Genomic DNA, 10,631 nt, shown 5'->3' on the forward strand with positions numbered 1-10,631 from the left:
TTCTTGCGGCGGGCCTGTTCCGCCAACCCCTCCTCCCCCGCCGCCGCTTGGGGGCGGGCGGGTTGTCCCTCACCCCCCCGCTCCTACAGACTCAGATCGGAGTTTTGAGATGGACGAAAAAGAACGTTACGAAGCCGGCATGCAGGTGCGCCGTGCGGTGCTGGGCGATGCCCACGTCGACCGCAGCCTGCAGAACCGCACGGACTTCAACGAGGAGTTCCAGGAAATGATCACCCGCCACGCCTGGGGTGACATCTGGACCCGCCCCGGCCTGCCGCGCCACACCCGCAGCCTGATCACCATCGCCATGCTGATCGGCATGAACCGCGAGGGCGAGCTGAAGCTGCACCTGCGCGCCGCGCGCAACAATGGCGTGACCCGCGAGGAGATCAAGGAAGTGCTGCTGCAGAGCGCGATCTACTGCGGCATTCCCGCTGCCAATGCGACTTTCCACCTTGCCGAGGAGGTGTGGAACGAGCTGGGTACCGAGTCGCTGGGCGACGCCTGATCAGCGCCGCCCGGACCACGCATCCGGGCGGTGTCTGATCGGCCGATGCAGGGGCGCTCTGGTAGGGGGCATAACGCGCCAGCCTTATCCGCCGGAGGATTGCCGGCGGATAACCTGTTCCAGGTTACGCGCCCTACGAGGCTGCGGGCAGGGTTCGCGAGCAATAACGACGGCGTTCTGGAGGTCTGCAGCGGCGCGCTCTTCGTAGGACCGAGGGGGACGCCTAGTCCTTGCTCGCGAACCAGGGTCTATACGCAGGTGTGGCCGGGAAGAGGTCGCGGAGAAGCTCCGCTCCTACGAGAGCAAGAGCCCTCCTCCTGGCTGGGGAGAGGGCATGCATAGGCATGGCGATGCCAGCGACCCTCAGCTTTCCAACTCCTTCCGATCCCTGAACAACTCCAGCGCCTGGGGATTGGCCAGCGCGTCGGTGTTCTTCACCGGCTGGCCATGCACCACGTTGCGCACCGCCAGTTCGACGATCTTGCCGCTGATGGTGCGCGGAATGTCGGTGACCGCGAGGATCTTCGCCGGCACGTGGCGCGGGGTGGTGTTGTTGCGGATGGTCTGGCGGATGCGTTCCTGCAGCGCTTCGTCCAGCTCCACGCCGTCGCGCAGGCGCACGAACAGCACCACGCGCACGTCGCCCTGCCAGTCCTGGCCGATGGCGATGGATTCCAGCACCTGCTCGATCTTCTCCACCTGGCGGTAGATTTCCGCGGTGCCGATGCGCACGCCGCCGGGGTTCAGCACGGCATCCGAGCGGCCGTGGATCACCAGGCCGCCGTGCCCGGTTTCCTCGGCATAGTCACCGTGGGCCCAGACGCCGGGGAAGGTGGCAAAGTAGGCGTCGAGGAATTTCTCGTTGCTCTCGTCGTTCCAGAAACCCACCGGGATCGACGGGAAGTGCCTGACGCAGACCAGCTCGCCCTTTTCGCCGTGCACCGGCCTGCCGGCCTCGTCCCAGACTTCTACCGCCATGCCCAGCGCCTTGCACTGCATCTCCCCGCGCCACACCGGGGCGGTGGGGTTACCGATGGCGAAGCAGGAAACGATGTCGGTGCCGCCGGAGATCGACGACAGGCAGAGGTCGGCTTTCACGTCGCGGTAGATGTAGTCGAAGCTCTCGTGAGCGAGCGGCGAGCCGGTGGAGAGGATCGTCTTCAGGCGCTCCAGCGAGTGCGTCTGGCGCGGCCGCACGTTGGCCTTCTCCAGCGCGGCGATGTACTTGGCGCTGGTGCCGAACACGCTGATGTTCTCCGCGTCGATCAGGTCCATCAGACGCTCGGGGCCGGGGTGGAAGGGCGAGCCGTCGTAGAGCACCAGCGTGGCGCCGACGGCGAGGCCGGAGACCAGCCAGTTCCACATCATCCAGCCGCAGGTGGTGTAGTAGAACAGCGTGTCGTCGCTGCTCAGGTCAACGTGCAGGCCATGTTCCTTCAGGTGCTGCAGCAGCACGCCGCCGGTGCCGTGGACGATGCACTTGGGCACGCCGGTGGTGCCGGAGGAGTAGAGGATGTACAGCGGATGGTCGAAGGGCACCGGGGTGAACACCGGCTCGCCGCCGCTGTGGAAGAAGTCCTGCCAGAGGCTGACCCGCGCCGGGGTCTGGAAGTCGCTGCGGCGGGCGTGGCTGTTGGCGTAGGGGACGATCACCAGCTGCTCCAGGCTCGGCAGCCGGGCGAGGATTTCGTTGAGCTTGGCGCTGAGGTCCAGCACCTTGCCGGCGTAGCGGTAGCCGGCGCAGGCGATCAGCACCTTGGGCTCGATCTGGCCGAAGCGGTCGATCACGCCCTGGGTGCCGAAGTCCGGCGAGCAGCTCGACCAGGTGGCGCCCAGGCTGGTGGTGGCGAGCATGCCGACCACCGTTTGCCAGGTGTTGGGCATGAAGGCCGCAACGCGGTCGCCGACACCCACCCCGGCTTCGCGCAGGGCGAGCTGCAGGCCGGCGACCTGGGCGGCCAGCTCGGCATGGCTGATTACCTCGCGCTGTTCGTCCTCGCTGATGGCGATCAGCGCCGGCTTGTGGTCGCGGCGGCGCAGCAGGTGTTCGGCGAAGTTCAGGGTGGCGCCGGGGAACCAGCGCGCATCGGGCATTTCCGGGCCTTCTTCGAGCACCGCGCTCGGCGCCTCATGGAACTGCACGCCGAAGGTGTCGACGATGGCCAGCCAGAAGGCTTCGCGCTCGGCGATGCTCCAGGCGTGCAGCGCGGCGTAGTCGGGCAGGTCGACTCCGTGCTGTTGCGCCGCCTTGCGCCGGAAGGCGTCCAGCCGGGTGGCGGCGATGCGTTCGGGGGAGGGTGTCCAGAGCAGTGGGTTCATTGACGACGACTCCAGCGAAGGATCGGTGGGCACCGCCGACGGGCGGTACCCATCATCTTGACAGGAAGCTTCGCCAGAAGTGCTTCAGCGGTGCTGGTCTATCACTGCGCGACCCAGCCGCCATCCATGTTCCAGGCGGCGCCGCGGACCTGGGCGGCGGCTTCTGAACACAAGAATAGCGCCAGCTCGCCGAGCTGTTCGGCGGTGACGAAGTCGAGCGACGGCTGCTTCTCCGCCAGCAGGTCGTGGCGCGCCTGCTCGGGAGTGGCGCCGGCCTGCACCCGTGCGTCGATCTGCTGCTGCACCAGCGGCGTCAGTACCCAGCCGGGGCAGATGGCGTTGCAGGTGATGGCGCTGGTGGCGGTTTCCAGGGCGGTGGTCTTGGTCAGGCCGATCACCCCGTGCTTGGCGGCGACATAGGCGCTCTTGCCGGCGGAGGCGACCAGGCCGTGGGTCGAGGCGATGTTGAGGATGCGTCCCCAGCCGCGCTGGCGCATGCCCGGCAGCGCCAGGCGGGTGGTGTGGAACACCGAGGAGAGGTTGATGGCGATGATCGCGTTCCAGCGCTCCACGGGGAACTCCTCCAGCGCCGCGACGTGCTGGATGCCGGCGTTGTTGACCAGGATGTCGAGGCCGCCGAACTCGCGCTCGACGTAGGCGATCATGTCGGCGATCTGCTCGGGTTGCGCCATGTCCGCGCCGTGGTGGCCGATGCGCGTGCCATGCACCGACAGCTCGCGCACCGCCGCGTCGATGTCGCCGAAACCGTTGACCACCACGTTGGCGCCTGCCTGCGCGAGACGCGCGGCGATGCCCAGGCCGATGCCGCTGGTAGAGCCGGTGACCAGTGCGGTCTTGCCTTTGAGAGTCATGCAAATCTCCTCTGGAACGGGGCGGTCGCCGCGCGGCGACCGCTTGAAGACAACCGGTTTATACGATGCCGGTGGCGTAGAAGGTGCCGATCACCACGAACACCGCGAGGGTCTTGATCAGGGTGATGGCGAAGATGTCCTTGTAGGCTTCGCGGTGGGTCAGGCCGGTGACCGCGAGCAGGGTGATGACCGCGCCGTTGTGCGGCAGGGTGTCCATGCCGCCGGAGGCCATCGCGGCGACCCGGTGCAGCACTTCCAGCGGGATGTTGGCGGCGTGGGCGGCGGCAATGAACTGCTCGGACATGGCCGCCAGGGCGATGCTCATGCCGCCCGACGCCGAGCCGGTGATGCCGGCCAGGGTGGTGACGGTGATGGCCTCGTTGACCAGCGGATCGGGAATCTTCTTCAGTGCATCGGCCAGCACCAGGAAGCCCGGCAGGGAGGCGATCACCGCGCCGAAGCCGTATTCCGAGGCGGTGTTCATGGCCGCCAGCAGCGCGCCGGACACGGCGGTCTTGCTGCCTTCGGCGATCTTGCTGCGGATCACCGCGAAGCTCGTCACCAGCACCAGCAGGATACCCAGCAGCAGCGCCGCCTGCACCGCCCAGATGCCGGTCAGCTTGGCCACGTCGCTGGCCACCGGCGCGGCCATGCCGGCCAGTTGCAGGCTGTGGGTCTTGCCGTAGACCTGGGGAATCCAGTGGGTGAACAGCAGGTTGGCGACGCCCACCAGCACCAGCGGCGAGAGCGCCAGCAGCGGGTTGGGCAGCCTGATGTCGTCGGCGGTTTCCGGCTCGTTGCGCAGCTCGCTGCCGTAGCCTTCACCGGCGGCGCGGGCCTTGCCGGCCTGGCGACGGAGGAACAGCATGCCGACCGCGAAGACGAACAGGCTGCCGATCAGTCCCAGCCAGGGCGCGGCCCAGCCGGTGGTGTTGAAGAAGGCGGTGGGGATGATGTTCTGGATCTGCGGGGTGCCGGGCAGGGCGTCCATGGTGAAGCTGAACGCGCCCAGGGCGATGGTCGCCGGGATCAGCCGCTTGGGAATGTCGCTCTGGCGGAACATCTCGGCGGCGAAGGGGTAGACCGCGAACACCACCACGAACAGCGACACGCCGCCGTAGGTGAGCAGGGCGCAGACCAGCACGATCACCAGCATCGCCTGGCTGGTGCCGAACAAGCGGATGGCGGCGGCGACGATGGAGCGCGAGAAGCCCGACAGCTCGATCAGCTTGCCGAACACCGCGCCGAGCAGGAACACCGGGAAGTAGAGTTTGACGAAGCCGACCATCTTCTCCATGAACACCCCGGTGAAGGCCGGGGCGACGGCGGAAGGGTCGGTCAGCAGCACCGCCAGCAGCGCGGCGATGGGGGCGAAGAGGATCACGCTGTAGCCGCGGTAGGCGGCGAGCATCAGCAGGGCGAGGGCCGCGAGGGCGATGACCACGCTCATCGAAGTATCTCCAGTTTCAGCGCGGCCAGGGCCGCGCGTCGTTCTTGTTGTAATGGGCCTGCTTTACGACTGAGAGTTCAGGCGGTTACCAGAGCGGCAGCACGTAGCTGAGGATCAGGCGGTCCTCGTCCAGGTCGTTGCCGAAATGACTGGAGCGCACCGTCGCATTGCGCCACTTCACGCCGACGTTCTTCAGCGGGCCGCTCTGCACCACGTAGCCGATGTCGGTGTCGCGTTCCCATTCCTTGCCTTCGGGCTTGCCCGCGCCCAGCTCGATGTTGTCGCCGGACAGGTAGCGCGTCATGAAGGTCAGGCCGGGAACCCCGAGGGCGGCGAAATCGTAGTCGTAGCGGGCCTGCCAGGACTTCTCGTCGCGGTTGGCGAAGTCGCCGATCTGCACGAAGTTGACCAGGAAGGCGTCGGTGCCGCCGATGTAGGCAAAGCCGGTGTCGCCGCTCATTTTCTGATAGCCGGCGCCGAAGCCGTGGCCGCCCAGGGTGTAGGTGAGCATCGCACCGAAGGCGCGGTTGTCGACGTTGCTGTGGCCGTCGTCATCGGAGCGCGCGTAGCGCAGGTCGGTTTTCAGGGACTGGCCGGCGGCAATCGGCAGCACGTGCACCAGGTTGACGATGTGCTGGTCGTAGAGCCCGTCGAGCTTGGCGTAGTTGTAGCCGGTGGTCAGTTGCGGCGTCCACTTGTAGCTCAGGCCGGCGAAGTCGAACTGGTCGCTGGTGTCGGTGGCGACGATGCCGCGCGCGCTACCGCTGGTGACGGTCATGTCCTCGCGGTTGGAGGAATCGCGCTGGCTCACCTGGCGCAGGCGGCCGCCGTCGAAGGTCAGGCCGGCGAACTCGGCAGAGTTCAGGTGCGCGCCTTCGAAGGTCTGTGGCAGCAGGCGCGAATCGTTGGCCAGCACGGTGGGCAGCTTGGGCAGCAGGGTGCCGATCTTCAGGGTGCTTTTGGAGGCGCGCAGCTTGGCGGTCAGGCCCAGTTCGCTGTAGTCGTCGGCGGCGCCGTTGACCTTCTCCCGGTCGCGCGGCAGCAGGCCGGAGCCAGCGCGGTCGGGGCTGGAATCCAGCTTCACGCCGAGCAGGCCGAGGGCGTCGACACCGACGCCGATGGTGCCTTCGGTGTAGCCGGATTCGTAGCGCAGCAGGAAGCCCTGGGCCCATTCCTCCTGCTTGGACTGCGCAGCGTTGTCCTGGCGGAAGTCGCGGTTGAAGTAGAAGTTGCGCAATTCGACGCTGGCCTTGCTGTCGGCGAGGAATTCGGCGAAGGCCTGGGGCGAAAGGACGAGGGTGGAACCGAGGGCGGTCAGAACGGCGGCATGATTGAGCGTGGAACGGCTCATCGGGTGATCTCCTGACGCGGCGCCGTGTGCGAAGCGGGACTGGCCGTGGTGTCCGCTGGGGTGTGTTCGCGTTCGGGCAGCGCTGATTGTTGTTATGTCGGCTGTGCGGCTGGTGGCCGCGAGAGGCGATATAGCGAGGACCGTGCCAGGATTGTAACTATTTGATTTTAAAGTGTTATTTTGAGAATTGGGAGTATCGGGAGGCGGCGCTCGTCTCCGAATGGAGACGGAATTGCGGCGGGATTCACCAGGGGTTCGATGAAATTGGGGGTATTCGGTTTGTCTCTTTTTTGAGACTTGTCTCTGTTTTGGGAATGAGAGGTCAGGCTTGCAGGCCCAGCGCCGCCATCTTCTTGTACAGCGTCGAGCGCCCCAGGCCCAGGCGCTGTGCGGTCGCGTCGACGTTGCCGCCATGCTCGGCCAGGGTATTGGCGATCAGCTCGCGCTCGAAGGCCTCGCGCGCGGCGTAGAAATCCTGTCCTTCGGCCAGCCTGGCTGACGGCGCTGTCGTGGCGGCCGGCAGCGGTTGCAGCTCACCCAGCGCCGAGCGCAGGGCGGCGGCGTCGATCTGCGGGCGGTCACCCAGCAGCACGGTGCGTTCCAGCAGGTTGCGCAGCTCGCGCACGTTGCCCGGCCAGGCGTGCCGGGCCAGCAGCGCAAGGCCGCCGGCATCCAGCTCGTAGAGCGTCTGGCGGTCGTCGCGCAGGCCGTCGAGGATGGCTTCGCACAGCGCAGGGAGGTCTTCCAGGCGTTCGCGCAGCGGCGGAATCTCGATGGGCAGGACGTTGATGCGGTAGAACAGGTCGGCGCGGAAGCGCCCCTCGCGCACGGCGTCGTCGAGGTCGATGGAGGTGGCGGCGATCAGGCGGATGTCGCTGCGCAGCACTTCGTTGGAGCCCACCGGCTCGAATTCCTTTTCCTGCAGCACGCGCAGCAGCTTGCTCTGCAGGGTCAGCGGCATGTCGCCGATCTCGTCTAGGAACAGCGTGCCGCCCTGGGCGATCTGCAGCTTGCCGGCGCGGCCCTTGCGGTCGGCGCCGGTGAAGGCGCCCGGCGCGGTGCCGAAGAATTCGGCTTCCAGCAGGGTTTCGGGAATGGCGGCGGCGTTGATGCTGACGAAGGGTTTGTCCGCGCGCGGCGAGGAAGCATGGATTGCATGGGCGAGCAGCTCTTTGCCGGTGCCGGTCTCGCCCAGCAGCAGGATCGGCGCCTCGCTGGCGGCGCCGCGGCGCGCACGGCGCTTCACTTCCAGGCTGGCCGGGCTGGTGCCGATGAAATGCCCGAAGCTGTACTTGGCCTGGCGCGCCTGCAGCAGCGAGCGTGTCGAGGCCAGTTCGGCCTGCATGCGCTGGTAGCGGGTGAGCAGCGGCGAGAGCGCGCGCAGTTCGTCGAACAGGGCGAAGCCGATGCCGCCGATCACCTCGCCGGCATCGTCGCGGATCGGCACGCGCATGACCACCAGCGGGTCCTTGGCCATGTCGAGGATGTCCAGCAGCATTGGCCGGCCGCTGCTGACCACCTCGCGCATCAGGCTGCCGGGGATCACCTGTTCCACCGGGCGGCCGATGGCCTGCTCGGCGCTGTCCAGGCCGAAGCGCTGGGCATAGCGCTGGTTGATCCAGACGATACGCGCCTCGCGGTCGACTATCACCGTGCCTTCGCTGAACTGCTCGAAGATCTCGAACAGCGAGCGGATCGCCAGTTGGCGGACGCTGGGGTAGTCCTTGAGGCTGTCGGTGTCGGTCATGGGCGGGCCGTGCGCGAGGAGGGCAGAGGGCGCACTGTACCGGGATGTGGTTGCTCTTTGTAGGAGCGAGCTTGCTCGCGAACCTGTTTCACACCGGATGCTCAGGGTGCAAAGCGTTCGCGAGCAAGCTCGCTCCTACAGGTCGAGTCCGCTGTCAGCCGGGTAGGGCGCATAACGCCAAAGGCGTTATCCGCCGATGGCTTGGCGGCGGATAAAGCGTTCCGCTTTATGCGCCCTACGATCTGCTTCACGCCGGATGCCCAGGGTGCAAGGCGTTCGCGAGCAAGCTCGCTCCTACAGGGGCTTTGATGCCGGGTAGGAGCGGACTCCGTCCGCGATGATCTCCAGCGCGATGCGGGCCATCGCGGACAGGGTCCGCTCCTACGAGAAGCTGGCTCAGCGCTTGGACAGCTGCGCCTTCGCCACGCGCGAGCCGTTGGGTTTGTCGAGGACGGCGCAGATGCGCTGGCCCGCGTCGATCAGCTTGTCGAGATCGACGCCGGTATGGATGCCCAGGCCGTTGAGCAGGTAGAGCACGTCCTCGGTGGCGACGTTGCCGGTGGCGCCCTTGGCGTAGGGGCAGCCGCCCAGGCCCGCGACCGAGCTGTCGAACACCGCGATGCCTTCCAGCAGGCTTGCGTAGATGTTCGCCGTGGCCTGGCCGTAGGTGTCGTGGAAGTGTCCGGCGAGCTGCGCGCGCGGCACGCGCTGGCCGACCACTTCGAACATGCGGCGGGTGGCGCGGGCAGTGCCGACGCCGATGGTATCGCCCAGGGAGACTTCATAGCAGCCCATGGCGTGCAGTTCCGCGGCGACGGCGGCGACCTGCGCCGCGTCCACCTCGCCCTGATAGGGGCAGCCGAGCACGCAGGAGACGTAGCCGCGCACGCGTACGCCGTGCTGGCGCGCCGCTTCCATCACCGGAACGAAGCGCTCAAGGCTCTCCTTGATCGAGCAGTTGATGTTCTTCTGCGAGAAGGCCTCGGAGGCGGCGGCGAATACCGCGACTTCCTTGACCTGCGATTCCAGCGCGGCTTCGAAGCCCTTCAGGTTCGGCGCCAAGGCGGCATAGGTGACGCCGGCCTTCTGCTGGATGCCGGCGAAGACTTCGGCCGAGCCGGCCATCTGCGGCACCCACTTGGGCGAGACGAAGCTGCCGACTTCGATGTAGCTCAGGCCGGCGGCGGTGAGGTCGTCCACCAGGCGAACCTTGTCGGCGACGGCGATGGGCTGTTTCTCGTTCTGGAGGCCGTCGCGCGGGCCGACTTCGACCAGGCGGACGGATTGGGGCAGGGTCATGGAGTGTCCTCGTTGGGTTCTCGCGAAGAGCGGCTTTGGCTCTTCGTAGGAGCGAGCTTGCTCGCGAACGCATGGCACCCCTGTATGACCGGAGTGATGCGGTTCGCGAGCAAGCTCGCTCCTACAAAAAAGCGGCATCGGTATCAGGCGGAAGTCATGTAGGGCGCGTTGTGCGCCCTACAAGAGCCGGCGTCAGGCCGACGCCTCCTCCAGCTCCACCAGCGCCGTACCTTCCGACACCAGTTCGCCTTCGCTGCAATACAGCGATTTCACCACGCCGGCGTGCGGCGCGCGAATGCTGTGTTCCATCTTCATGGCTTCGAGCACCACCAGCGCGGCGCCGGCTTCGACGCTCTGGCCGGGTTCGACCAGGATGCGCACGATGCTGCCGTTCATCGGTGCACCCAGGCCGCCCTGGTGGGAGTGAGCGGCTTCGGCTTCGGCAATCGGGTCGAAGCGCTGCACGCCGATCAGCTCGCCGTTCCACTCCAGATAGAGGCTGTCGCCCCGGCGGATCACCTGGTGACGGCGGCGGATATCGCCGTCCTTCACATCAAGCCATTGGCCATCGAGGTGAGCGATACGCTGCCCGTCGGCATGACGCAGGCGCACCACCTGCGATTCGCCCTTGGCCAGCAGGTGCAGATCGGTTTCGCCGGGCAGGCCACTGCGCCAACCGCTCTGGGCGGACCAGGGCGAATGGGCGTCGTCGCCACGCACGCGGGCGGCTTCGCTCTGCACCCAGGCTTCGGCGGCGAGTTGCCAGAAGCGCTCGGGCAGGGCGCTCGGCGTGGGCAGCAGGGCATCCTGGTAGCGACCGATGAAGCCGGTGTCCAGCTCGCCCTCGGCGAAGGCCGGGTGGGCCAGCACGCGGCGCAGGAAGGCCAGGTTGGTCTTGAAGCCGCCAACGGCGGTTTCGCCGAGCATCGACAGCAGACGCTGGCGAGCTTCCTCGCGGTTTTCGCCCCAGGCGATCAGCTTGGCCAGCATCGGGTCGTAGAACGGCGAGATGTCGTCGCCCTCGCGGATGCCGCTGTCGACCCGGCGGCCGGGGCCGGCGGCGGGTTCGCGGTACAGCGCGAGGT

At 67.1% G+C, this 10,631-nt stretch carries 8 protein-coding genes; 1 reads left to right on the top strand and 7 read right to left on the bottom strand.

Features of this window, described 5'->3' with window-relative positions; genetic code table 11:
• Window positions 1–109 precede the first annotated feature (109 nt).
• Complete coding sequence (gene pcaC, locus ACCC94_RS23595) at window positions 110–508, top strand: 4-carboxymuconolactone decarboxylase (protein ID WP_413352020.1); 399 nt, start codon at window positions 110–112, stop codon at window positions 506–508.
• 363 nt (window positions 509–871) lie between these two features.
• Here pcaC and ACCC94_RS23600 read toward each other — a convergent pair whose 3' ends face one another.
• The 7 genes from ACCC94_RS23600 to ACCC94_RS23630 all read right to left on the bottom strand — a co-directional run.
• Complete coding sequence (locus tag ACCC94_RS23600; RefSeq protein WP_413352021.1) at window positions 872–2,827, bottom strand: acetoacetate--CoA ligase; 1,956 nt, start codon at window positions 2,825–2,827, stop codon at window positions 872–874.
• Between the two features lie 101 nt (window positions 2,828–2,928).
• Window positions 2,929–3,699: a 3-hydroxybutyrate dehydrogenase gene (locus ACCC94_RS23605; protein ID WP_413352022.1), complete on the bottom strand. Its 771-nt coding sequence runs from the start codon at window positions 3,697–3,699 to the stop codon at window positions 2,929–2,931.
• A 58-nt stretch (window positions 3,700–3,757) separates the two neighbouring features.
• Entirely contained in the window at window positions 3,758–5,149 is a 1,392-nt protein-coding gene (locus ACCC94_RS23610) for a GntP family permease (RefSeq protein ID WP_413352024.1), read from the bottom strand.
• An 85-nt stretch (window positions 5,150–5,234) separates the two neighbouring features.
• Entirely contained in the window at window positions 5,235–6,500 is a 1,266-nt protein-coding gene (locus tag ACCC94_RS23615) for an OprD family porin (RefSeq protein ID WP_413352026.1), read from the bottom strand.
• Window positions 6,501–6,822: 322 nt separating this feature from the next.
• Window positions 6,823–8,247 carry a sigma-54 interaction domain-containing protein gene (locus ACCC94_RS23620; RefSeq protein ID WP_413352027.1) on the bottom strand — a complete coding sequence of 475 codons (1,425 nt, stop codon included), beginning with the start codon at window positions 8,245–8,247 and terminating at the stop codon, window positions 6,823–6,825.
• Between the two features lie 396 nt (window positions 8,248–8,643).
• Window positions 8,644–9,546, bottom strand: a complete 903-nt coding sequence (locus tag ACCC94_RS23625) for a hydroxymethylglutaryl-CoA lyase (protein ID WP_413352028.1) — start codon at window positions 9,544–9,546, stop codon at window positions 8,644–8,646.
• A gap of 192 nt (window positions 9,547–9,738) precedes the next feature.
• Window positions 9,739–10,631 (bottom strand): biotin/lipoyl-containing protein (locus ACCC94_RS23630; RefSeq protein ID WP_413352029.1); only part of this gene is annotated, 893 nt, incomplete at its 5' end.

Source organism: Pseudomonas sp. Pseusp97, from assembly GCF_047304025.1.
In the GTDB taxonomy this organism is placed as follows: domain Bacteria; phylum Pseudomonadota; class Gammaproteobacteria; order Pseudomonadales; family Pseudomonadaceae; genus Pseudomonas.

Excerpts from the sequence above, each read along its gene's own strand:
- pcaC (WP_413352020.1), top strand. The coding sequence starts at position 110 with ATGGACGAAAAAGAACGTTACGAAGCCGGCATGCAGGTGCGCCGTGCG.
- ACCC94_RS23600 (WP_413352021.1), bottom strand. The coding sequence starts at position 2,827 with ATGAACCCACTGCTCTGGACACCCTCCCCCGAACGCATCGCCGCCACC.
- ACCC94_RS23605 (WP_413352022.1), bottom strand. The coding sequence starts at position 3,699 with ATGACTCTCAAAGGCAAGACCGCACTGGTCACCGGCTCTACCAGCGGC.
- ACCC94_RS23610 (WP_413352024.1), bottom strand. The coding sequence starts at position 5,149 with ATGAGCGTGGTCATCGCCCTCGCGGCCCTCGCCCTGCTGATGCTCGCC.
- ACCC94_RS23615 (WP_413352026.1), bottom strand. The coding sequence starts at position 6,500 with ATGAGCCGTTCCACGCTCAATCATGCCGCCGTTCTGACCGCCCTCGGT.
- ACCC94_RS23620 (WP_413352027.1), bottom strand. The coding sequence starts at position 8,247 with ATGACCGACACCGACAGCCTCAAGGACTACCCCAGCGTCCGCCAACTG.
- ACCC94_RS23625 (WP_413352028.1), bottom strand. The coding sequence starts at position 9,546 with ATGACCCTGCCCCAATCCGTCCGCCTGGTCGAAGTCGGCCCGCGCGAC.